At 50.8% G+C, this 22,382-nt stretch carries 22 protein-coding genes; 17 read left to right on the forward strand and 5 right to left on the reverse strand.

Annotation, left to right across the window (positions count from 1 at the left end; genetic code table 11):
* Positions 1-46 precede the first annotated feature (46 nt).
* From ACAN54_RS18600 to ACAN54_RS18620, 5 genes are all read left to right on the forward strand, one after another.
* The gene (locus ACAN54_RS18600; protein WP_379158490.1) at positions 47-1,663 is read left to right on the forward strand and encodes a phospholipase D-like domain-containing protein; all 1,617 of its coding nucleotides are present in this window, start codon (positions 47-49) and stop codon (positions 1,661-1,663) included.
* Positions 1,664-1,726: 63 nt separating this feature from the next.
* On the forward strand, positions 1,727-2,104 hold the full coding sequence (locus ACAN54_RS18605; RefSeq protein ID WP_379158493.1) for a hypothetical protein: 378 nt from the start codon (positions 1,727-1,729) through the stop codon (positions 2,102-2,104).
* Between the two features lie 99 nt (positions 2,105-2,203).
* Entirely contained in the window at positions 2,204-2,530 is a 327-nt protein-coding gene (locus ACAN54_RS18610; protein WP_019913776.1) for an ArsR/SmtB family transcription factor, read from the forward strand.
* A gap of 106 nt (positions 2,531-2,636) precedes the next feature.
* Positions 2,637-4,412, forward strand: a complete 1,776-nt coding sequence (locus tag ACAN54_RS18615) for a SulP family inorganic anion transporter (protein ID WP_379158497.1) — start codon at positions 2,637-2,639, stop codon at positions 4,410-4,412.
* 187 nt (positions 4,413-4,599) lie between these two features.
* Positions 4,600-5,319, forward strand: coding sequence for a DUF1361 domain-containing protein (locus ACAN54_RS18620; protein ID WP_379158499.1), 720 nt, complete (start codon positions 4,600-4,602; stop codon positions 5,317-5,319).
* Here ACAN54_RS18620 and ACAN54_RS18625 read toward each other — a convergent pair.
* Positions 5,277-5,615 (reverse strand): MGMT family protein, encoded by a 339-nt coding sequence (locus ACAN54_RS18625; protein WP_379158502.1) that lies wholly within the window; start codon positions 5,613-5,615, stop codon positions 5,277-5,279. The genes ACAN54_RS18620 and ACAN54_RS18625 overlap by 43 nt on opposite strands.
* A gap of 204 nt (positions 5,616-5,819) precedes the next feature.
* On the opposite strand from ACAN54_RS18625, the gene ACAN54_RS18630 reads away from it, so the two are divergent.
* From ACAN54_RS18630 to ACAN54_RS18665, 8 genes are all read left to right on the forward strand, one after another.
* On the forward strand, positions 5,820-7,370 hold the full coding sequence (locus ACAN54_RS18630) for a spore germination protein (RefSeq protein WP_379158505.1): 1,551 nt from the start codon (positions 5,820-5,822) through the stop codon (positions 7,368-7,370).
* A complete protein-coding gene (locus tag ACAN54_RS18635) occupies positions 7,367-8,521 on the forward strand; it encodes a Ger(x)C family spore germination protein (protein WP_379158508.1) in 1,155 nt (384 codons plus the stop codon). The genes ACAN54_RS18630 and ACAN54_RS18635 overlap by 4 nt, the downstream gene beginning before the upstream one ends.
* Positions 8,522-8,526: 5 nt before the next feature.
* Positions 8,527-8,730, forward strand: a complete 204-nt coding sequence (locus tag ACAN54_RS18640) for a hypothetical protein (protein ID WP_379158511.1) — start codon at positions 8,527-8,529, stop codon at positions 8,728-8,730.
* Positions 8,731-8,757: 27 nt separating this feature from the next.
* Positions 8,758-9,858 carry a GerAB/ArcD/ProY family transporter gene (locus ACAN54_RS18645; RefSeq protein ID WP_379158514.1) on the forward strand — a complete coding sequence of 367 codons (1,101 nt, stop codon included), beginning with the start codon at positions 8,758-8,760 and terminating at the stop codon, positions 9,856-9,858.
* 128 nt (positions 9,859-9,986) lie between these two features.
* Complete coding sequence (locus ACAN54_RS18650; protein ID WP_379158517.1) at positions 9,987-10,613, forward strand: hypothetical protein; 627 nt, start codon at positions 9,987-9,989, stop codon at positions 10,611-10,613.
* A 33-nt stretch (positions 10,614-10,646) separates the two neighbouring features.
* Positions 10,647-10,943 carry an antibiotic biosynthesis monooxygenase family protein gene (locus tag ACAN54_RS18655; protein ID WP_379158767.1) on the forward strand — a complete coding sequence of 99 codons (297 nt, stop codon included), beginning with the start codon at positions 10,647-10,649 and terminating at the stop codon, positions 10,941-10,943.
* 15 nt (positions 10,944-10,958) lie between these two features.
* Positions 10,959-11,792: a phosphotransferase family protein gene (locus ACAN54_RS18660; RefSeq protein ID WP_379158520.1), complete on the forward strand. Its 834-nt coding sequence runs from the start codon at positions 10,959-10,961 to the stop codon at positions 11,790-11,792.
* Between the two features lie 16 nt (positions 11,793-11,808).
* Entirely contained in the window at positions 11,809-12,354 is a 546-nt protein-coding gene (locus ACAN54_RS18665; protein ID WP_379158523.1) for a DUF1697 domain-containing protein, read from the forward strand.
* 71 nt (positions 12,355-12,425) lie between these two features.
* On the opposite strand, the gene ACAN54_RS18670 is transcribed toward ACAN54_RS18665, so the two are convergent.
* Positions 12,426-13,145, reverse strand: coding sequence for an AAA family ATPase (locus ACAN54_RS18670; protein ID WP_379158770.1), 720 nt, complete (start codon positions 13,143-13,145; stop codon positions 12,426-12,428).
* Positions 13,146-13,538: 393 nt separating this feature from the next.
* On the opposite strand from ACAN54_RS18670, the gene ACAN54_RS18675 reads away from it, so the two are divergent.
* The 3 genes from ACAN54_RS18675 to galU are packed head-to-tail and all read left to right on the forward strand — an operon-like array spanning position 13,539 to position 17,638.
* Positions 13,539-15,698: a glycosyltransferase family 39 protein gene (locus ACAN54_RS18675; RefSeq protein ID WP_379158526.1), complete on the forward strand. Its 2,160-nt coding sequence runs from the start codon at positions 13,539-13,541 to the stop codon at positions 15,696-15,698.
* 31 nt (positions 15,699-15,729) lie between these two features.
* On the forward strand, positions 15,730-16,713 hold the full coding sequence (locus tag ACAN54_RS18680) for a glycosyltransferase family 2 protein (protein ID WP_379158529.1): 984 nt from the start codon (positions 15,730-15,732) through the stop codon (positions 16,711-16,713).
* Positions 16,714-16,735: 22 nt separating this feature from the next.
* Positions 16,736-17,638, forward strand: coding sequence for a UTP--glucose-1-phosphate uridylyltransferase GalU (gene galU / locus ACAN54_RS18685; protein WP_379158532.1), 903 nt, complete (start codon positions 16,736-16,738; stop codon positions 17,636-17,638).
* Between the two features lie 108 nt (positions 17,639-17,746).
* Here the strand turns inward: galU and ACAN54_RS18690 are convergent, their stop codons facing one another.
* The 3 genes from ACAN54_RS18690 to ACAN54_RS18700 all read right to left on the reverse strand — a co-directional run bounded on the left by ACAN54_RS18690 (position 17,747) and on the right by ACAN54_RS18700 (position 20,751).
* On the reverse strand, positions 17,747-18,313 hold the full coding sequence (locus ACAN54_RS18690; RefSeq protein WP_379158535.1) for an FAD-dependent oxidoreductase: 567 nt from the start codon (positions 18,311-18,313) through the stop codon (positions 17,747-17,749).
* A 132-nt stretch (positions 18,314-18,445) separates the two neighbouring features.
* A complete protein-coding gene (locus tag ACAN54_RS18695) occupies positions 18,446-20,068 on the reverse strand; it encodes a sensor histidine kinase (protein WP_379158538.1) in 1,623 nt (540 codons plus the stop codon).
* Positions 20,065-20,751, reverse strand: a complete 687-nt coding sequence (locus ACAN54_RS18700; protein ID WP_379158541.1) for a response regulator transcription factor — start codon at positions 20,749-20,751, stop codon at positions 20,065-20,067. Before ACAN54_RS18700 ends, ACAN54_RS18695 begins: the two co-directional genes overlap by 4 nt.
* A gap of 467 nt (positions 20,752-21,218) precedes the next feature.
* Between ACAN54_RS18700 and ACAN54_RS18705 the strand changes: the two genes are divergently transcribed.
* A complete protein-coding gene (locus tag ACAN54_RS18705) occupies positions 21,219-22,382 on the forward strand; it encodes a glucose-1-phosphate adenylyltransferase (RefSeq protein ID WP_379158544.1) in 1,164 nt (387 codons plus the stop codon).

Genomic DNA, 22,382 nt, shown 5'->3' on the forward strand with positions numbered 1-22,382 from the left:
AACCTTAGCCTGATTAGGCCTGACAACGGTTTGGGAGGACATGCCAATGAAGAAAGTACATAGCAATTCCAGAATATCTCTCAGCGAATGGGATCAAGAGCTTCAGCAGGATGTTATAGATTTTGTGAATTATTATATCTCGGGCGGATCACTGAAGGCTGTTGCTGACCCGTCGGAACGGGTATCGTCCCTAATTGCTGCAGCTCTGGAAGGAGGCGCTGCCCGCGCATACCGCCAGGCCATTGGTGGTGTCATCACAGAGCTCCGGCAGCTTACTGAATTGCCGGGCTTCAGTAAGGAGCTGCTTGAACAGCTGGCTGCAGAGATCAGCCGGCTGGATTCTGGCAAGCTCAGGGCACTGGCTCCGCGGACTACCCGTAATAACCAGGTAGATGCTTATGTGAATGGCCCGCAGTGTCTGGAAATGCTTCTTGAAGAGATCGCCCAAGCCCGGCGTTATATTCATCTGTCCGTAATGCTGTTTTTTAATGATGATTCGGGCAACCGGATTGCGGATGAGCTGCAGCGTGCGCTGGAGCGCGGGGTTCAGGTCCGGATCATGGTGAATTACACCGTCACCGCACTTGGGTATGGACATAACCTGGAGGTGGGACGGTTCCAGGAAATCTCCGACAGGCTGGAGAATGCGGGAGCGAAGCTGAAGGATACCTTCCACTCCTATTATTCGGCTATAGAGTGGAGCAGAAGACGGGCCGAATTGAAGGCTCAGGGTGTACCCGAGAGTATCCTTTTCCTGCAGGATAAAGTACAGGAGGACGTTGAGGTTACGGGGCTGAATGTGATTGACCACCGCAAATTCATGATTATCGACGGAATTACCTCTATTGTGGGCAGTCTGAATATTGGAGATCAGTATACGTTTGCTACACCGATTGAGGCTTCAGCCTCTGTTCAGGTAGACGGGCGTCCGATGGGGGTTCCGGTCCGGGAGGAGGAATGGCATGACGGTTGTTTTCGCATTCGGGGAGCTGCTGCCTTGCCGCTGAATGACGTGTTCCGGTCCAGATGGCTTCTGCTCAGAGGAGATTTTTTTGATCCCGGGGAAACCTTTTATCTTCCTGAGGGAAACACGGATTTCGGCTCAGAGGAATGTACGCTGTTTGTAAGTTTTCCAGGAAACCCGGTCAATCTGATTCAGCAATATTATCTGGATCTGATCACGTACGCCGCTGATGAGACAGTCATTGTGAACCCGTATCTGATTGACCAGGCCTTCTGGGACCGGCTGAACGAGCTCGGACCGGAGTGCTCCTGCCATCTTGCGATCTGCAATCCGCTGGAAGTCAATGATCATCCCACCAACCGTGCGGCTGTGCGCAGCAATATGTTTGTGCCTTTTTGCAACGGGGTGTCTTTTTATGACTACAGTGCCACAGAACGCTTTTCCCATTGGAAAATCACCTATGACCACAGATCACACGCGGTCTTCCACGGCTCGTATAATATCAATGAAAGAAGCGCCTGCCACGATTTTGAGCTGGGTCTTCTAGTGAAGGGGGAGGCCTTTGCTGCAAAAGTAAAAGCTATGATCGATTATGACCTCGGTGTATCACGCAAGATCACTGACAAGAAGGAATTCTTCAAGCACCCGTGGATGCACCCCAGTACTTATGTGAATAAAGCAACCCGGAATTATACCTGATCGCGCAGCCATGCAGATGTCATGTATAATATGCAGTAAATCCTAGCAAATGGAGCCATTGCGATGAATATCAAAATACAGAAGACTGGGCTGAAGAAGGACGAGGTTTATTTTGAGGCGGATGCCGGAGAGGGTAGGGGGATCTGGTGCGGGACTCCGGTGAAACCGGGTGACATGGCTGTGGTGGAATTCGAACTTCCGGAACTGCTTATGCGCTGGGTGGACATCGTTCCGGCAGAGGGAGGAGAGCAGGGCATCCGTCTGGAAGGCGATGTGGTGGTACTCACCGGTGTGCTGGACAATATCGAGGAGGACGGGACCGGCTGCCTGAAGCTGGATGGGGATCTGGTGATGTTCGAAAGCCTCGGCGAGCCGATGGCGCTGGGCAGCCTGGTGGAGGTTAGAACGCGGGAGATTCGCTTGTATCCGTTCTTTCTGTGAATATGGATTATCAAATTCTCCCATCGGCATAGCCACTCTTGGCTAAATAGGCTAAGATAAATAATAAACAAGAAGTAAGCTATGAGGAGCAGAGGTTCAATGAACAGCGAAATTCAGCAATTCAAGACGGAATTTTTTAAGGCGCTGGCTCATCCGATGCGGATTCGTATTCTGGAGCTGCTAAGCGAAGGCGAGAAGAACGTGAACGAGCTCCAGGCCATTCTAGGGTCCGAAGGATCAGCCGTATCCCAGCAGCTTGCCGTGCTCCGCGCCAAGAATGTGGTAGCCAGTGTAAAAGAAGGTACAACGGTGATTTACTCCCTCCGTGATCCCTTGATCAAAGACCTTCTGGCCGTAGCCAAACAAATATTCGACAATCATCTGGTGAATGCGATCTCCCTCCTGGAAGGGATCCGCAGCGAATAACCCATAGGCCTCCTGGGCGGATTTCCCGTTGACAAGAGAGGCATGCAGGAGTAATGTTGCTCTTATATTCAAATAATCAGATATTTAGAGAAAAGAAGGTTATAGGATGACTGGGTGGGGCCGTTTTAAAGGCTATACTATTGCTTCGCTGCGTAAGGATCTCCTTTCAGGGGTTATTGTTGGTGTCATTGCTATCCCTCTGGGGATGGCATTTGCTATTGCCTCGGGTGTAAAGCCAGAGTACGGAATCTATACAACTATTGTGGCAGGGATTTTAATCTCTTTGTTCGGTGGTTCAAAGTTTCAGATCGGCGGGCCTACGGGTGCGTTTATTCCTATTTTATTCGCCATTGCCATGCAGTATGGCTATGAGAACCTGCTGCTTGCCGGAATGATGGCCGGAGTCATACTAGTCCTCATGGGCCTGTTGCGGCTGGGGGTACTGATCAAGTTCATCCCCAAGCCTGTAACGATCGGATTCACTGCAGGAATCGCCGTCATTATCTTCACGGGTCAGATCGCGAGCTTCCTGGGTCTGAAGGATATGAAGCGGCATGAGAGCTTTGTGGACAACATGAAGGAGATCGGCCTGCATATTTCCACGATTAATCTGTACAGTATTCTTACGGCGGCCATTTGTCTGGCTGTGCTTGTGCTGGGCATGCGGTTTGCGCCTAAAGTGCCAGGGGCACTGGTCGGACTGCTCTGTGCAACTATCATAGCCGCGCTGTTCTTCAGCGGCAAAGTGACTACAATCGGCTCTGCTTACGGGGACATACCGAATACGCTGCCGAGCTTCCACTTCCCGGTCATAACCTGGGAGCGGATTAGGCTTCTGCTTCGGCCGGCCTTTGTCATTGCTATGCTCGGCGCTATTGAGTCTCTGTTGTCCGCAGTGGTGGCAGACGGCATGTCGGGCAGCCGCCACAACAGCAACCGCGAACTGATCGGGCAAGGGGTTGCCAATATTGCCGCGCCTCTATTCGGCGGGATTCCGGCTACCGGCGCGATTGCCCGGACTGCTACCAATATCAAGAGCGGCGCCGCTTCCCCCTTGTCAGGTGTGATCCATGGTGTAGTGGTATTCCTCATTCTGCTGCTGTTTGCTCCCTATGCATCGAGTATTCCGCTGGCCGCGATGGCACCGATCCTGATGGTCGTTGCCTGGAATATGAGCGAACGCAAAGAATTCCTTCATCTGCTTAAGCTGAAGACCGGAGACTCGCTGGTGTTGTTCATTACATTTCTGTTGACCGTCTTTGCCGACTTGACCGTCGCGGTTGAGGTTGGACTGGTGCTGGCTGTGGTCTTGTTCGTCAAACGGATGGGCGAGGTCCATCTGGTGTCCAAGGTACTGCCTGACCCGGACTCCGTGAAGGTCGGAGCACATATGGTCACGGACAGCCACGATTGTCCGCAGATCGGTATTTATAATGTGGAAGGGCCGCTGTTCTTCGGAGCAGCTTACCGGTTCGAGAATACGATGCCGGGCTTCGGACCCGATAAGCCAAAAGTGATTTTGCTGAGGATGGGCAAAGTGCCGTTTATTGACACCACCGGTGAAGCCAATCTTGCTGAACTGGTGAAGGAACTACACGAGGATGGCGGCTGCCTGATGATCTCAGGCATTCAATCTCAGCCGCTGGAGCTGCTTAAGAAGACCGGGCTGTATGACAGAATCGGAGCCACGCAGTTCTATGAGCATACCGGAGAGGCAATCAATGATGCCCTTAAGGTCATTAATTATAATAAATGTCTGGGCTGCCGGCATGCTGCATTCCGGGAATGCGCCGCTTTTGCCGGACTGGACGAAGCTACTGGGCGCAGTGCCTTCAAAGGGCGCGTGCCAGCTGTAGCGCGCAAATTGAGCGGTGAATTGTAGCCCGCTTCTGCAACATTCATAAGCCAGCATAAATAGCGCTTCTCCGGTCATTTGGAGAAGCGCTATTTATGTTTAGTTCTGCCTTTGAATGCGCCCACCGCCTAGATTTGTACAATACCTAGAAATATTTGTACAATTACAGATAGACGGTTAGCGAATTTCATACGGATAAGGAGATTACCCGCTCATGAAGGAATTGAATTATATCAAGGTGTTTCTGCTTTTGGCAGGACTGTCCCTTGCCACCCTGGCGGTCTACGGCGTAGTATCGCAGCGTACAGATACCTTCTACAAGTTTCTAATCTGGAATTTGTTTCTGGCTTGGCTTCCATTCGTGTTCTCTATGGCAGCACATGAGCTGGACAAAAGGAAAATCGGCGGATTGCTGGTGCTTCCGCTCGGCATTGCCTGGCTGCTGTTTTTTCCGAACGCGCCATATATCATGACGGATCTGGTGCATTTGACGGTCCGCAAGAATTTGTATTTCATCGGTGGGACGATCCAGAGCCGCTACTGGTATGATCTGATTACACTGCTTCTGTTCACTTGGAGCGGCTGGCTGACCGGTTTCTTCTCTCTGTACCAATTCCAGGCCGTGATTTACCGGAAAAGCAATCTGCTGCTTTCCTGGGTTTTTGTGGTGTTTGCCTGTGCGCTTGGTGGTTATGGCGTCCTGCTTGGACGGGTGTATCGTCTGAACAGCTGGGATGTGCTCACTGATCGGCATCAGCTATACCAGCTTGTTGTCGATAGCCTGAACAGGCAGTCGGTCTTTTTCAGCTTGTTCATTGCCTGTGTGCTGCTGGCTATTTATGCAACAATGTATTGCCTGCTGAATGTGCTGGGCAGAGGAAGTGACCGGCCTTATTCCAATGGCGGCAGAAGATCATCCTCAGACTTCGGGTGATACTGGTAACGCTGAAGGTCGATCAATCCCTTTGCATCAAAAATAATACCTTCTCCCTGCAAATATAGCCGCTGCAGAGAGCCTGACTCGTCATCAGTCAGGGCGATTTCCCCTTTGACATTGACTACTCTGTGCCAGGGAAGCTTATACTTGCGGCTCATAGAATGAAGGATGCGGACGACCTGTCTGGCCCCTCTCGGGCTACCGGCAGCCCTTGCGATCTCCCCGTAGGTCATAACATACCCTTCGGGAATGGAGCGGATAACGGTAATAACCTTTTGTGTGAATGGTGTCATGCAGGAACTCCTTTTTGTACAAACGGTAGAGTGGATTCACTTAAATTATAGCAGAACAATGAGGCCCGTGATGCTCCTAAAGAGCATTGCGGGTTTTGTTGTAAAGCTAAGAGGTCTATTTCCTGGACAGTATAATTATGGCGAATAGGAGAACCAAAGTCGGGGGATAATCTGATCAAAACAATTGTGACAGGAGTGACTGCTGTGAGGAATACAGACGCTGCCCTGGGAAATAGACAGGCTGCCTCCAAAATAGACTCCAACCAGCCGCTTAGTCCCTCGCTGGACAGCAATGTGGCTCTGTTCCGGCAGGTATTCAACAATGATGGGACGCTTCGGGTACGGGTTATCGAGAATAATCATGGAGCTCCTGTGAGGTGCGGACTGATCTATCTAGATGGAATGACCGACAGGGATCTAATACAGAATGGGATTACGAAGCCTGTAATGGCTTATCCGTTCAAGGAAGAAGACCATGGGAATCCGGCTGAGCTGATCGAGAAAATCCGCACGGAGATTATAAATATCAGTGACATTATGGTTTCTACGGAGCTAGATGAACTAACAGGAGCTGTTGTCGGAGGCAAAACAGTATTTCTTCTGGACGGGTATACCGGTGCGCTGATTATTAATGCCCAAGGCTGGCAGACACGTGCAATAGAAGAGCCTGTGACAGAAAAGGCGGTTCGGGGTCCAAGAGAAGGCTTCACAGAGTCGCTGATTGTTAATTTAACTCTAATTCGCCGGAGAGTCCAGAATTCGGATCTGAAGTTTGTTTTTAGTCACATCGGGACAAGGTCCAAGACACAGATTTGCATCTGCTATATGGAGAGCCTGGCTTCCCCGGATATTCTGGAGGAACTGCAGGGAAGGCTTGCTCGGGTAGAAATTGACCATGTCCTGGATACTGGTTATCTAGCTGAACTGATTCGTGACGAGCCCTATTCTCCATTCGAGACGATGGGCAGCACAGAACGACCGGATGCGGTTGTGAGCAAGATTATGGAGGGCCGTATTGCCGTGCTGATTGAAGGCAGCCCCTTTGCCTTGACGCTGCCCTATGTTTTTGTGGAGAATTTCCAGGCCAGTGAGGACTATTACATCAATTATTATTTTGCCTCCTTCAACCGGTTATTAAGGGTCGTGGGAGCTTTCATGTCCATCAGTATTCCGGCAGTATATGTCGCTCTGGTTACCTACGCACAGGAAATGGTTCCCACCCTGCTTTTGCTCAGCATTGCTGCTGCCAGACTGTCCGTTCCTTTTCCTACGATTATCGAGGCCTTTATAATGCTGACAATATTTGAAATTCTGCGTGAGGCAGGCGCTAGAATTCCAACCGCTATTGGCCAGGCGGTAAGCATTGTGGGGGCGCTGGTGCTGGGGCAAGCGGCTGTTGATGCACGGATTGTGAGTGCGCCCATGGTGATTGTGGTAGGTCTTACCGGAATTACGACCTTGCTCAACCCCAGGCTTACCGGACCCCTGATTATCGTGCGTCTGATTCTATTGATAGCAGCATTCTTCCTTGGAATCTATGGGTACTTCTTTGGACTGCTGGGCCTGGTAATTCATCTGATGAGTCTCCGCTCTTTCGGCGTTCCCTATATGTTGGGTGTGGGATCCATCCGTCCGCAGGATATCAAAGATACTGCGATCCGCGTGCCTTGGTGGGATATGTACCTTCGGCCAGCAGTAATTGGCGTGCGCAATAGGAAGCGGAAGGCACCCCGGAAGAAGCCGGGTAGCCGATGAGAACAGCCCGTGGATTGCTGTCGCTGCTGCTCTGTGTATTCCTGGTGCTGTGCCTTAGCGGCTGTTGGAATTATACCGAGGTCGATGATATGTCCATTGTGGCGGGAGTAGCCATCGACAAGGATGCTGCTAACGGTAAAATCCAGCTGACGGCGGAGATGGTGGACATTAAAGGAGGGCTGGACCAGAATCAGGCCGGATTCAAAATGCTCACTCTTACGGGAAATACGATGTTTGAAATTGTACGCAATATGATATCCATAACCGGTAAAAAGCTGTTTTGGAGCCATGCCAAGGCGATTATTTACAGCGAAGAAGTTGCCCGTGAGGGGCTAATCAAGACCATGGATTGGTACAGCAGGGACACCGAAACAAGATCTGATGTGTTCATCTTTGTGTCCACTGAGTCAACCGCTCGGGAGATCCTGAACCTGAACAATACCACAAAAGCGATTATGTCATTTGAACTGGCGCAAATGATGCGTGATGAGAAGTTCACCAGCACTGCGCCAACCGTAGAAATATGGGATTTCATCGACAAAATGGAAACCTCGGGAAATCACGCGGTGGCACCATTGGTCCGCGTTCATGAGCAGAACGGACAGAAGAATGGGCGTGTTGACGGGTGTGCTATTTTTTCAAAGGACAAAATGATCGGCAAGCTGAATGGGAAAGAGACCAAGCATATGCTGTTTGCCAAAGACGGTATTAAGGGGGGTGTACTTGCAGTGAATGATATACACGGGGTTCCCACCTACTCTTTGGAGATATTATCGAGCAGAACAAAGGTGGTGCCAAAGCTGGAGAACGGTAAACTGACCCTACAGGTCCGAACGCTCACACGTACCGGCCTCGATGAGGTCATGACTACAGAAGGCCTCTCGGGCAGCGGTGGCATTAGTAGCATTGAAGAGCGTGCGGGTAGGGACCTTCAGCAGAACATCGAGTCCGTCATACGAAAAATGCAGCAGGAGTACCATGCCGATATTTTTGGGTACGGGGAAATTATTCATGAACATCTTCCAAAGGTCTGGACCAAGCTTCGTGACCAATGGGATAACGAATTCGCAAAACTGGATATTTCAGTAGAATCCAAGGTGAGGATAGAGAACAGTGCCAAAACTTCGCGTTCTATTAAGCTGGGAGATTAACCAATATGATTATATACTTGCTGCTCATCTATGCCATTGTCGTGGTAACCGACCCTTACGCTCTCTGGAAGCAAGGGATGAAACGGGACTTCTATGTATGCTCGGTACTGTGCCTGGTGTCATTCTCTCTGGCCTTTGCCCTGTCCATGCATTGGGACCTCCCCAGCCCTTCCCCTCCGATTGTTAATATGATAAAGAAATTATTTTAGGATCAGACTTTATAAGGGGGAGGAAAGATGGGCAAGGAAATCATACCGGCAGGACAGTCTATAAGTATAGCGGTCCTATTTATTATCGGTAGTTCTCTTTTTATGGGGGCTTCAGGGCAGTCCGGCAACAGCAGCTGGATCGCAATAATTCTTGCCCTTCTGCTGGCCGTTCCACTCATGCTTATCTATGCGCGGCTGCATGTTTTATTTCCCGGCAAGGATCTGTTCGACATGCTGATTTGTGTATTCGGAGCAGTAACCGGAAGAATATTCTCCTGTTTGTATATCTGGTATGCGCTGCATCTAGGGGTGCTGGTGTTGCGGAATTTCGGGGAGTTCTGTAAGTCCGTGGCCCTGACTTCAACCCCGATGCTGGTCCCCATGCTCGTCATTGGACTGCTGTGTGTGTGGGTTGTAAAAGAGGGGATAGAGGTGGTGGGGAGAAGTGCCAAATTCCTGATGTTATTTTCCTTCATGGTGATTATTGTGGTGCAGTTGCTCTCCATTCCCAAATTTCATTTTCATCATTTATTTCCAGTCTTGGATAGTGGGTGGAAGTCTGTATTTTCTGATACGCTGGGTACCTTCACCTTTCCGTTTGCCGAAATTGTGGTGTTCCTGGGGGCCTTTCATGCATTGCCTCCAAAGGGTTCTGCGGTAAAGATTCTGCTCAGCGGCACGTTGATTGCCGGGGTTATTATTCTGCTCATCACGATTCGTAATCTGCTCGTATTGGGCCCGGATATCTTATCCAGCCTATACTTCCCTTCGTATGTGGCGGTTAGCAGAATCAATATTGGTGATTTCCTGACCCGGATTGAAGGTTCATCAGCTATTGTTTTTGTCACTACGCTGTTTGTGAAGGTGAGCCTGTGTCTGTATACCGCCTGCAATGGGGTGGCTAAGCTGTTCAAGCTGAGCAGCTACCGTTCGGTAGTGCTTCAAATGGGGCTGATCATGGTCTATATGGCAGATTTTATCTATAAGGATATTATGCAAATGGATTATTTTGCCCACCATATCTACAAGATTTATGCCCTGCCGTTCCAGGTGTTCATTCCAGTGATCTTATGGATTACTGCTGAAATCCTGGCCCGGCGAAAAAGCCGTAAGCAGAAAGCCGCTTAGTAGCAAGGAAAGGTTCGGCTATTGTGCTCCCTGTGCTTGTGCCAGGGCTTATTTATATTTCCATCCATCGGAGAAGATAGCTATAATGGGAGGCAGAGAGCTAATTTCTGGCGTAGGAGGAAGTACAGGTGAGTGTATCCAGTATCGTCATGCCCTCCCATTGGGGCAGAGAAGTCAGACATAAATATATTTCACAGGAATCGAAGTCGCTTGCGGTAATATTTCCGGGCAGGAACTACTCTGCTGAACGTTCGCTGCTGGATTATGCTGCCAAGCTGGCCCGGGAATATGGCTGTGATATCCTGCTGCTTGAATATGGCTATCAGAGTGCACGGGCAGAACTTAAACGTGAGGAAATCGATATCGTTACCGGGGAGTGCAAAGCGGCCCTGGCTTCACTTCCAGACTATGAACAGTTGCTCTTCATCAGCAAAAGCATGGGGTGTGTCATTGCCGGAAGCGTGGCGTCAGAGATGAACCTTCAGCAGATCACTTCACATTTATATATAACGCCAGTTGCAGACTCGATCCCGCTGCTGAAACAGAGCCGGGGCAGTATTATCTACGGTGGCAGCGACCCCTTATTCACCGAGGAGCATGCTGCAGGGCTTAGCGGACAGAAGAATCTTCGGGTGTACCGGATTGACGATGCCAATCATGCGCTCGAAGTAGGGAGTGTCAACGAATCGCTGGCGGTGCTGCTTGTCATTATTAATTTCTATCACGAGTTTTTCCGGGATGCGCTCACAGATTGAGATCATGAAGACTATGCTAAGGGGATGATTGTGTTGATTCTGGAAGCAGCTATGCTTCAGGTAAAGCCGGGACTCACCAGCCAGTTCGAACAGAGCTTCAAGGCGGCGTCCGCACTGATTTCTTCAATAGAAGGGTATATGGGCCATGAGCTGCAGCGCTGTCTGGAGGATGATCATAAATATCTGCTGCTCGTGAAATGGCGTAATCTTGAGGATCACACCATCGGTTTCAGGGAGTCTAGCCAATATCAGGAGTGGAAAGCACTTCTCCATCATTATTACAGCCCCTTCCCGGTAGTGGAGCATTTCAATACGGTTAATCTGGAGTAGCTTGGAGGAAACAGCATGCAGGGAAAGCAGATTGGGGAAGGAAGAACCGCAGAGGTCCGCGAACATGAAGCAGGGAGGATTCTGAAGCTCTATCATGAGGATTTTCCCGCTTGGCATGCGGAGCACGAATATGAGTTCAGTAAATATGTCTATGAGCATAACGTTCCTACCCCGCAGCCTATGGAGATTGCCGCCTTCGAAGGGCGCATGGGTATTGTGTTTCAACAAATTGAAGGACGATCCATGCTTAGGCTGATCGGTGAGAAGCCGTGGAAGCTCCCCGGGTATGCAAGGCAAATGGCTGAACTCCATCATAATCTGCATAAGCTCCAGGGTGCAGAGGCCTTCGGGAATCAGAAGGAGAACCTGAAGGGCAGTATTATCTCTGCACCCATGCTCGCACTGGAAGAGAAATCGGCCATATTGGCCAAGCTGGAGCGGCTGCCGGAGGGAGACCGGCTCCTGCACGGGGATTTCCATCCGGACAATGTGCTGCTGGATGGGCAGCCGTGGATTATCGACTGGATGACCGGGGGTTCCGGCCATCCGGCCGGGGATGCGGCCAGGTCTGTGATTATTCTCAGTATGGGGGCCCTGCCGCCGGGAGCGTCACTCACCACCAGATTCATTACTGCTTTTATAAGAAAGAGGCTCACGAAAGAGTATATCAGGGAATATCTCAGATTATCGGGACTTACTTACGCCGAAGTGAATGCATGGGTGCTGCCGGTAGCAGCAGCCCGGCTATCGGAAGGCGTTCCGCTGGCGGAGAAAGAGCAGCTAGCCCGTGAAATCCGCAGACGTCTAAGATCTAATTCCCCCGTTAGGGACAATCATCAGGAACATTAAGGAAAGAAGGTGTGCTGTGAATACATATATTGCACTTTTGCGCGGCATTAATGTAGGCGGCAACAAAATCATCAAAATGCAGGCTTTGAAAGCAATGTTTGAGTCGCTTGGATATGAACGGGTGCGGACCTATATCCAGAGTGGAAATGTTGTTTTTGAAAGCGGGGATTCGACTGGCGCCAAGCTTGAGGCTGTGATCGGCGCAGCGCTCCAGGATACCTTTGGGTTCGAGGTTCCCGTGATTATCCGTACACTTGCGGAATTGGAGGCGGCTATAGCTGCTAACCCTTTTCAGAACCTGTCACAAGAGGATTATAAGCGGCTGTATGTTACTTTCCTCCGTGAGGCTCCCTCGGAGGAGGCTCTGGACAAGCTGATCCCCTATGCAGATGGCGCGGATAAGCTGCGCGTCGTCGGCAAAGAGATGTACACTCTCTATGAGGTAAGTGTCAGTCAATCTCCACTGTTCAAGGTTCCGTTCGACAAATGGCTTGGCACAACCATCACCGCACGGAATTGGAATACGGTGAATAAGCTGGCGGCAATCGGGCGGGGTGAATAGCAGGACGGATGGCATACTTGTACGTTGAAACAGAACGATTGCAATTTTGCTTCAACGTACACAGGCTGCCTTTACCCTTCAAACAATGCCTTATGCTTATTAAAAAATTGATAGAAAAATTGCACATTGTCCAGCTCGTACCATTCTGCTGTTTGAAGAGGCGCCGCATCCAGATTATAAATTTTTGCATGCAGCGTGCCTAGAACAAATGGAGAATGAGTGGCAATAATAAATTGACTGTCGAAATACCTTGCCAGCTCGTTGATCTGCTCTGCCATTCTGATTTGATTAGCAGGAGAAAGTGACGTTTCCGGCTCGTCCAATAAATATAATTGCCCAGGCAGCAGATGTTCCTCAAAAAACTGCATGGACGTTTCCCCATTGGAGTATTTTTCCTGAGAAAATTGAATGTCCTCCAGCTTTTTCTTAAACGCATAAGTAGCTTCATATTCTGCCGCCTGTGCCTCGCTCATCCCCTTGTTCATCTGCTCCTTTATGATTCCCTCACGCAGCACAGAGGATTGCTGGATCTTCTTGATCTCATATAAAATGTCCTCAGACTTCATATACCGGCTTCCTATTGGCAGCTGCCTGATTTCACGTTCTTTCTCATCCTGTCCAAACTGATAGCTGCTCCTATCAAGGAAACGCTGAGCATAAGGACTATGCCCATAGCTTGTCATTCTTTCCGCCCCAGGGATGCCCAGCTTGTTGGAAATTACATTGAGTAAAGTGGATTTTCCGCTACCGTTATTACCATACAACACCGTAATCCGATCAAACAAAAGCACCTCCCCAGCCAAATGCTTAAATACATGATCAGGATATATGTTGGGATTTCGATCCGTATAATCAGAAAGCTTAAAGCTTCTTAAATAGATCATTGCCTTGCTCCTTTATCTAATCTTATCGTTTGAATGTTATTTTACCAGATAAATACAATAAGTTCCTGGGTATAGACGTATTTCTCTCCCTTCCAATTACTAATCATTAATATTGTAAGCATGAATTCATACCCCACGTTGTGGGGCTATTTCCCGTTCCGTTTCCCGTTCCGGCATTCAGCAAACATTCAGCCTGATTTCATTATCAGTTAAGGTAGGGATGCCATAATACACCTAAGCAAGCTGTACCGGGGGAGAGCAGTGCCGGAATAGTGTATCGATCGATGGGAGTGGAGAGAAATGAAATGGATAAAAAAAATGGGTTCCGATGTCGTTCTGCTGGGTATTCTGCTCCTTGCGGCTTTTTTATACGGCTATGGTATCTGGAATGACCAATACGCAAATACGTACTATACCACAGCAGTGGGAAGCATGCTTCAGAGCTTCCACAACTTTTTCTTCGCCTCGCTGGACTCGGCGGGCTCGGTAACGGTCGATAAGCCGCCTGTGACATTTTGGATTCAGACGCTCAGCGCGCTGATCTTCGGACTGCACGGCTGGAGTGTGATCCTGCCGCAGGTGCTGTGCGGAGTAGGTTCTGTCCTGCTGGTATATCTGCTGGTGAAACCAACCTTTGGCCTTACAGCAGCGCGGCTCGCGGCTCTGGCAATGGCTACTACACCTGTAGCTGCTGCTGTCAGCAGAACGAATAATATTGACGCCATGCTGGTGTTCACACTTTTGCTGGCGGCATGGTTTCTATTCAAGGGTACCAAGCACAATAAATGGAGCAGCCTCCTCGCAGCATTTGCCGTGATTGGTGTAGGCTTCAACGAAAAAATGCTGCAGGCGTACATGGTGCTTCCGGCATTCTACCTCTTCTATGTGCTGGCAGCGAAAGGAAATTGGAAGAAAAAAACCGGAGTGCTGGCAGCCTGCACCGCAGTACTACTGGTGGTTTCGCTATCGTGGGCGGTTATCGTGGATTCGATCCCGGCAAGCAAAAGGCCTTACATGGGCAGCAGCGGGACGAACTCTGTGCTGAATCTGGCTTTTGGCTATAACGGGGTGTCACGCTTGACCGGTGACCGCAGTACCGGAGGCAGCGGCGGCGGATTTCCTGGCGGCGGAATGTTCGGCGGCGAAATGCCGTCCTGGAATGGCGGAGAGATGCCGGGCATGAACGGATCCGGTGCCCAGGACGGTCAAAGAAGGTTGAACGGAACAGACGGGCAGGCTCAGGGACAGCCACCGGGCGGCACAAGAGGCGAACAGGCTACAGGAGGTCCGGATGGCCGCGGCCAGGCCGCAGATGACGGCGGCTCACCGGGACAGGCGCCAGGCGGAAGAATGGACGGTAGAGGCCAGTTTGACTTCGGGCAAGGCGGCCGCGGCGGGATGAACGGCGGAGCAGGCGGAATGTTCAACACAGGTACTGCCGGTCCGCTCCGCTTGTTCCAATCAGCATTGTCCGGTCAGGCCAGCTGGCTGCTTCCGTTCCTGTTGTTCGGCTGCATCGGAATCTTTGCCAGCCTGCGCAGACGGAACTTCACATGGCGGCATAAAGAAGCCTTATTCTGGCTTGCCTGGCTGGTGCCGGCTATGGGATTTTTCAGTATTGCCGGATTTTTCCATCAATATTACCTGATTATGATGGCTCCGCCGATTGCGGCACTGGCCGGCGCAGGCTGGCTGCAGCTGTGGAGCTATTACAAGGAACGTTCCACCTGGCTGTCCTGGTTGCTCCCGGCGGCAACGCTCGTCACTGCAATCTTCCAATGGTACATCATTCATCCTTATGACGATACGATTGGAAGCGGCTGGTCTATAGGCGTACTGGCTGGAGGGATTGCTGTTACTGTGCTGCTGCTCGTACTGCGGGTATTGAAGGGGCAGAAAAAGTCATTCGTACATGGGGCAGCGCTGCTTGGTTTGCTGGTGCTGCTGGTCGGACCCGTCTACTGGGCATTGACACCTATCACTTACGGCTCAAACAGCATGACCCCGGCGGCTGGACCGGACAGCAGCAGCGGTTTTGGCGGCATGGGTGGTATGGGAGAAATGGGAGGAATGGGCGGCAGAAACGGTACAGCGGGAGTCAACAACAATCTGCTGACCTATTTGAAAGAGCATAACACCGGTGAGAAATATCTGTTCGCAGCAATGGATTACGGAACGGCTGGCCCTTATATTATCGATAACCATGAGTCAGTCGTCATTCTGAACGGATTCAACAACTCGGATGTGCCTTACACTACCGATACCCTGAAGGCGCTCGTGGCGAGCGGTAAAGTGAAATACTTCCTTGTCACTACCGGAGGCATGGGCGGCGGCCGCGGGGGCAACTCCGAAATTAACACCTGGATCACTGAGAACGGGACTGTAGTTCCAACAGCAGATTGGCAGGGAACCGAGACAGGCGTTAATGGCGGAACCTTATATGAGGTGAGTGTTAAGTAGGATATCAATACCAATTAAGGAGGAGCTGCTCATGAGTACGCACGTGCGCTATTCCATAATCATACCGATGTACAACGAAGAGGCGGTCATTCAGGAAACCTACCGGCGGATCAAAAAGGTAATGGGAACGACAGGAGAGGTCTACGAGCTGCTGTTCGTCAATGACGGAAGCACGGATAACTGTGCGCAGATGATTGAGGAATACAGCTATTGGGATGAGAGCGTGAAGCTGATTGATCTCTCCCGTAATTTTGGTCATCAGATTGCCATTACCGCGGGTATGGATTATGCGCTGGGAGACGCAGTAGTCATCATTGACGCTGATCTGCAGGACCCGCCGGAGCTGATTCTGGATATGATCCGGGAATGGAAAAACGGCTATGAGGTGGTATATGCCAAACGGGTTAAGCGGAACGGCGAGTCTCTATTTAAAAAGTGGACGGCAAGCCTCTTTTACCGGGTGCTGCGTTATTCTACAGACATCTCTATCCCGGTGGACACTGGTGATTTCCGGCTGATTGACCGCAAGGTGTGCGAGGAACTGAAACGGCTGCCGGAGAAAAACCGTTTTGTCCGCGGCCTGGTCAGCTGGGTAGGCTTCCGCCAGAAGGCTATCGAATATGAGCGTGATGAACGGCTGGCCGGTGAAACCAAATACCCGCTGAAGCGGATGATTAAGTTGTCACTGGACGGGATCACCTCTTTTTCCTACAAACCGCTGAAGCTGGCGGGTTATCTGGGAGGGCTGCTGTCCGCAGCCGGATTTATATATCTTATGTATGTGCTGTACCTGGCGCTGTTTACGGACGCAGCCGTTAAGGGCTGGGCATCGATGATCGGCATTACCTTGACGTTCAACGGATTTGTACTAATTATGCTGGGTATCCTGGGCGAGTATGTCGGCCGGATCTATGATGAAACGAAGAGACGCCCGCTATACATCGTCCAGGAATTCTACAGCGGCAAGCAGCAGCAGAGTACACGGGAGCAGAGGGTAGCACAGCTTCATAAATAAAAGGCAAGGGAGTGGGTCCCACGTGAAAATCCGCAAAGCGGTTATACCCGCAGCAGGTCTGGGCACACGGTTTCTGCCGGCTACCAAGGCCCAGCCCAAGGAAATGCTGCCCATTGTAGACAAACCGGCGATTCAATATATTGTTGAGGAAGCGGTGCGCTCCGGCATTGAGAGTATCATTATCGTGACTGGCCGCAATAAGAAGTCCATTGAGGATCATTTTGACAAGTCGGTAGAACTGGAGCAGACTCTCCTGGAAAAAGGCAAGCTGGACCTGCTTCGCGATGTGCAGGCGATCAGCGGGCTTGCCAGCATTCATTACATCCGGCAAAAAGAGCCGCTTGGCCTGGGGCATGCCATTCTGTGTGCAGAACAATTCATCGGCGGTGAGCCGTTCGCTGTGCTGCTGGGTGATGACATTATGGTCTCCGATCCCCCTGCACTGTCACAGATGATGAAGCTGTACGAGCAGTCCGAGCAGACTGTTGTAGGTGTTCAGCCGGTACCGGCATCTGAGGTGAACAAGTACGGAATCATTGCTTCCGGCGGTGCTGTCAGGGGTGTGCATGTAGTAAAGGGTCTGGTGGAAAAGCCTTCGCCGCAAGCTGCGCCTTCGACGAATGCCATTATGGGACGCTACATTCTCCAGCCCTCCATCTTCCCGGTACTAAGCAAGTTGGAGCGCGGAGCCGGGGGCGAATATCAGCTGACGGATGCGCTGCATGAGATATGCCGGGATGAAGGGCTGCTTGCCCTGGATCTGCAAGGTATGCGCTATGATATCGGCGACAAATTCGGTTATATTCAGGCTACGCTGGAGATGGGTCTGCAGCGGGAAGAGCTGCGCCCGCAGCTTATCCCGTATCTGAAGCAGCTGCTGGGCAGTCTGTGCGAGGGTGCAGAGGCAAACGGCCGGAATCGCTGATAGCAAGGCTTAATCCAGTGAATCAAACACCGATGACCGAAAAGGCCAGCCAGAATGAATCTCTGGCTGGCCTTACACATCTGAAGCTCTTTTGTACGAATAGTAACGTTAAGCTTTCATCAGATCATGATCCACATATCTAGCGCCGTTCAGTTCGCTAATGATATTAATGGCAACCTTCGCACCGTCTCCGGCAGTGATAATGGCATGAACACTTACTCCGGCTACCGTACCTGCTGCCCAAATCCCATCGACATTGGTTTTACCTTCCGCATTTACGGCTACAACGGTCTTGATTCTTGGCTCTGTACCGTCCTTCGTTTCCACACCAGCTTTGGCAGCCAGATCCGTCAGCACACCTGTTGCCAGGATTACGTGCTTTGCTTCATAAGTAGCTCCGCTCTCACTCTCAATGACGAAGCCTTCACCGGCTGCAGTAAGATTCACCGCTTGATCTGCCACTAATTCCGCTCCGAATTTTACAGCCTGCTTATGTCCGGTTTCCACGAGCTCGGGCCCGCCAATCTCAGCAATTCCATAATAATTCTCGTACCAGCCTCTGCGTGTCATCCCTTTATCGTTGTCGATCAACAGCGTTTTTTTGCCCGCCTTGGCGGCGAGCAGGGCTGCACTTGCACCGGCAGGGCCGGCCCCAATGATGGCAATTTCATACATAGTATAACCTCCTAAAAGTTTTGTGAGCCTATGCCTCTCCGAACCGCTTCGTACAAAACTTGCTTCGGAAGCATGGACTTAAGTTTTGTGAGCTTCCCACTTACTATTATAACGTTAATGATTCTTCATTAGCTATTCCGTCAGGCAGGGGAGGGTAACCTTGAAGGCGGTTCCTTCACCGGGGCGGCTGTCCACACAGATATCACCGTGATGTGCGTCTACAATGGATTTGGTTATGGAGAGGCCGAGTCCTGAGCCGCCGTATTTACGGGTGCGTGAAGAATCACTTCGGTAGAATCTTTCAAATACATGAGGGATATGCTCTGCCGCAATCCCGGAGCCGTTATCCCTTACAAGGAGATCGGCTTCAGTGCCCCTGGGAATCAGGCCAACATGTATGATTCCCTTGCCGGGATCGGTATGTTGCACAGCATTTTGGAATAGATTAAGAATTACCTGCTTCAGCTTGTCGGGATCATACATGCCGCTGATGCCGTGGGGGATCTCAAAGGTAACCCTGCGGTCCCCGGCAAGCATGAGGAGCTGAGGCTGCATCTCGGTGATCACGTCCCCCAGCATCATGTTTCGGATGTTTAGCTGCGGTGCTCCATCCATGCGGGCCAGGAGAAGCAGATCCTCTACCAGCTTATTGATCCGTTTCGATTCCCCGTGCATGCTGGTCAGCGCACTCATGAGTTGCTCCTTGTTATCAGCAGCTCCCCGCAGCAGTACCTCCAGAAATCCATGGATGGATGTCAGCGGGGTTCTAAGCTCATGGGAGGCATCGGCGGCAAAACGCCGCATCTGCTCTTTGGCTTCACGCTCACTATGAAAGGAAATCTCCAGCCGCTCCAGCATTCCGTTGAATGAGCGGGACAGCTTGTCAATCTCCGTCTGTCCCTGGTTCACGGGGAACCGCTCGTTCAGATTGCCTGCATCGATAATCTGTGCAGTTTCCCCCATGTTGGATAAGGGAACCAGCGTTTTGCGCAGGGCCGGAAGATACAGGAGAAGCCCTCCCAGCAGAGCCGCAAAAGATAAGGCTGCAAAAATCAGCAGCTGCTGCAGGATGACATCCTTAAGCGGCCCTGTGCTTACACTCATCTGCAGCAGCATTCTGGCTTCCTTCGGCTTGCCGAGGTTCATAAAGACAGCCAGCTGCTCGCTGCCGTCCGCTGCGGTAATGAGCTGGTAGTTGCCGGTAGCCTTGTCGGTAGTATGCTTTAGCAGGTTGTTGTATTCCGCATCGGATAATCTCGGAGCAGGGGAAACGGACAGTGTCTCTTCCTGGAAGTCCTTGAATCCTCCGTTTGCACTGTAAATAGCGAGGGTCGTATGCGCATCCAGCAGAAGCGGCCGCCGGCTGGAGGGGTTAGGCATATTACCGGGAGTGATTGGGCTACTGCCTTCAGGGATTCCGTTGCCGCCAATCGTGCCGTCTACAAGCGGCAGCCTAGGCGTTGCCGTACCAGTACTTCCATTTCCTTGTTCTCCACTGCTTGTTATGGCTGCCTTCTCGCTATTGTTATTGAAGGCCAGTGAGTTGAAAAAAATCTCACGCGGTACGGAGCGGATCTGGGTCTGCATGGATTCCGCGCGGTTGGTGTAGATAAAATCACGCATGAGTACATACTGGAGTACACCGATTAAGAGCAGCAGGCCGGAGAGAATCAGCAGTGAGATGATCAGCAGCTGCTTACGCAAGGAGCGCGGCGCGGGGAGCCTGCCGAACAGGCCTATGGCACGGCCAATCATACCAGGTCCACCCGGTATCCTGCACCCCGGAGCGTCCGGATGATCCGGTGTTCTTTATCTCCCAGCTTCTCACGGAGGGAACGGATGTAGACCTCCACAATATTTTCTTCGCCGCCGAAGTCATAGCCCCATACCTTGTCCAGAATCATAGGCTTACTCAGCACAAGCCCATGATTGATGACCAGGTATTGTAACAGCTCATATTCGGTAGGAGATAACTCCAGCACCTCGTCCTTGTGGCGGATTTCCTTACGCCGGCCGTCAATCCGGAACGGTCCGCAGCGCACCTCGCCGAGCAGTCCAGGGAACTGGTTGCGCAGGCGCGCCTGAATCCGGGCCAGCAGTTCTTCGAAGCTGAATGGCTTGACCATATAGTCGTCAGCTCCAATGGACAGACCCTTAACCCGGTCATCCACTTCATCCTTGGCCGTAAGCATAATCACGGCAAGTTCTGATTCTTCCGAACGGAGGTAGCGGCAGAGCTCGAATCCGTCCATCCCAGGCATCATCACATCCAGAATGGCCACATGGGGCTTAAAGTCCGCAGCAACGGCAATTGCGCTGGCCCCGTCCGGAGCGGTTCTTACTTCAAAACCCTCATTGTTCAGACCCAGCTCCAGGAACTGGAGAATATGAGGCTCGTCATCTACGAGCAGTAATTTTACACCTTGGGCAGCCTTCATATAGGGTTCCTCCACATTGCTATAGTTAGCTCCATTATGACATATCAGTATGAAATTTAGCTGAAGATGGAAACATTAATTAGAACGGATTCGAAAATAGCCTTTCAGGGTTAATCATAATGGTTAATCTAATTATACGGAGATTTTAATGCTATTAATAAGAAATTCAGTCAGAATTTAAAAGTTTTAGAACGGGACGATAAATGGTTTTGACGGCGGCTATAGAACACTTTACAATAAGGATACTACCCGGCCTGAGGCTTCCTCTCGGGTCCGGAAATAAGTCCCAATTCTATGTGTTTCCCCCCGTTTCTGACCTTATCACTTTCCTGTCATGCAAGTCTCTTTCGCTACGCTACTTTCTGAAATTTCTATTTCTACACTGGGTTAAATCTACGCTGCACTAATCACTATCCAACCTAATTGATCACATGCTTCACTACCCATAAGTCAAGGGAGGCTCATCCATGAAGAAAAAAGAAATGGTAGCTATGCTATTGGCGGGAGGCCAAGGGAAAAGGTTGAAGGGTTTGACCAAATCGCTCGCAAAACCCGCTGTATACTTTGGGGGAACCTACCGGATTATTGATTTTCCCTTGAGCAACTGCTCCAATTCGGGAATTGATACGGTCGGTGTGCTGACGCAGTATGAACCGCTTGTGCTTCATTCATACATCGGAGTAGGCAGCGACTGGGATTTGAACCGCAAGGACGGCGGGGTGTTTGTCTTGCCGCCGCATGAACGGGAGAACGGAAGCAGCTGGTACCGTGGCACAGCAGACGCCATTTACCGCAATCTGAAGTTTGTGGATCAGTTCGATCCGGAGCATGTGCTGATTCTGTCGGGTGACCATATCTACAAGATGGACTATCATGCGATGCTGCAGTATCACAAAGCCAGAAATGCCGACTGCACCATATCGGTGATCGATGTGCCGCTGGAGGAAGCCAGCCGGTTTGGCATACTGAATACCGATGAAGATCTTAAAATTTATGAATTTGACGAGAAGCCGGCCAAGCCGAAGAGTACACTGGCTTCTATGGGTGTCTATATTTTCAAATGGGAGGTGCTCCGCAAGCATCTCCTGGAGGACGGAGAGAACGCCAGCTCGTCCCATGACTTTGGCAAGGATATCATTCCGCTTATGCTGGCCGATGGCCAATCCCTCTTTGCTTATCCTTTTGAAGGATACTGGAGAGATGTAGGTACTGTAACCAGTCTATGGGAAGCGAACATGGATTTGCTGAGTGATACACCGCCGCTGAATCTGAACGATCCATACTGGCGCATCTTCACCCGCAACCCCAACCAGCCGGCACAATATGTGGCTCCGGGAGCCAAGGTATCAGGTTGCATCATTAACGAAGGCTGCATTGTCCATGGGGAAGTGAAGCATTCGGTGCTCTTTTACGGCGTGGAGGTAGGGGAAGGCAGTGTGATTACGGACTCTGTCCTCATGCCAAAGGTCAAGATTGGAAAGAATGTAAGGATTCACAAAGCTATCATCAGTGAGAATACGGTCATTGAAGATTACATGGAGATCGGGATCGAGCGTGAGCGGGAGGAAGAAATTCTGCTGATCGACAATCGGAGCAAAAAACGCAAGTCCGTTGCAGCCAAAACCATATAA

The sequence above is a fragment of the Paenibacillus diazotrophicus genome (assembly GCF_042610465.1).

What these genes read in the sequence shown, in the direction of transcription:
- ACAN54_RS18625 (WP_379158502.1), bottom strand. Translation starts at nt 5,615, where the DNA reads ATGACACCATTCACACAAAAGGTTATTACCGTTATCCGCTCCATTCCC.
- ACAN54_RS18600 (WP_379158490.1), top strand. Translation starts at nt 47, where the DNA reads ATGAAGAAAGTACATAGCAATTCCAGAATATCTCTCAGCGAATGGGAT.
- ACAN54_RS18705 (WP_379158544.1), top strand. Translation starts at nt 21,219, where the DNA reads ATGAAGAAAAAAGAAATGGTAGCTATGCTATTGGCGGGAGGCCAAGGG.
- ACAN54_RS18695 (WP_379158538.1), bottom strand. Translation starts at nt 20,068, where the DNA reads ATGATTGGCCGTGCCATAGGCCTGTTCGGCAGGCTCCCCGCGCCGCGC.
- ACAN54_RS18680 (WP_379158529.1), top strand. Translation starts at nt 15,730, where the DNA reads ATGAGTACGCACGTGCGCTATTCCATAATCATACCGATGTACAACGAA.
- ACAN54_RS18615 (WP_379158497.1), top strand. Translation starts at nt 2,637, where the DNA reads ATGACTGGGTGGGGCCGTTTTAAAGGCTATACTATTGCTTCGCTGCGT.
- ACAN54_RS18645 (WP_379158514.1), top strand. Translation starts at nt 8,758, where the DNA reads ATGGGCAAGGAAATCATACCGGCAGGACAGTCTATAAGTATAGCGGTC.
- ACAN54_RS18690 (WP_379158535.1), bottom strand. Translation starts at nt 18,313, where the DNA reads ATGTATGAAATTGCCATCATTGGGGCCGGCCCTGCCGGTGCAAGTGCA.
- ACAN54_RS18620 (WP_379158499.1), top strand. Translation starts at nt 4,600, where the DNA reads ATGAAGGAATTGAATTATATCAAGGTGTTTCTGCTTTTGGCAGGACTG.
- ACAN54_RS18700 (WP_379158541.1), bottom strand. Translation starts at nt 20,751, where the DNA reads ATGAAGGCTGCCCAAGGTGTAAAATTACTGCTCGTAGATGACGAGCCT.
- ACAN54_RS18635 (WP_379158508.1), top strand. Translation starts at nt 7,367, where the DNA reads ATGAGAACAGCCCGTGGATTGCTGTCGCTGCTGCTCTGTGTATTCCTG.
- ACAN54_RS18675 (WP_379158526.1), top strand. Translation starts at nt 13,539, where the DNA reads ATGAAATGGATAAAAAAAATGGGTTCCGATGTCGTTCTGCTGGGTATT.
- ACAN54_RS18605 (WP_379158493.1), top strand. Translation starts at nt 1,727, where the DNA reads ATGAATATCAAAATACAGAAGACTGGGCTGAAGAAGGACGAGGTTTAT.
- ACAN54_RS18640 (WP_379158511.1), top strand. Translation starts at nt 8,527, where the DNA reads ATGATTATATACTTGCTGCTCATCTATGCCATTGTCGTGGTAACCGAC.
- ACAN54_RS18610 (WP_019913776.1), top strand. Translation starts at nt 2,204, where the DNA reads ATGAACAGCGAAATTCAGCAATTCAAGACGGAATTTTTTAAGGCGCTG.
- ACAN54_RS18660 (WP_379158520.1), top strand. Translation starts at nt 10,959, where the DNA reads ATGCAGGGAAAGCAGATTGGGGAAGGAAGAACCGCAGAGGTCCGCGAA.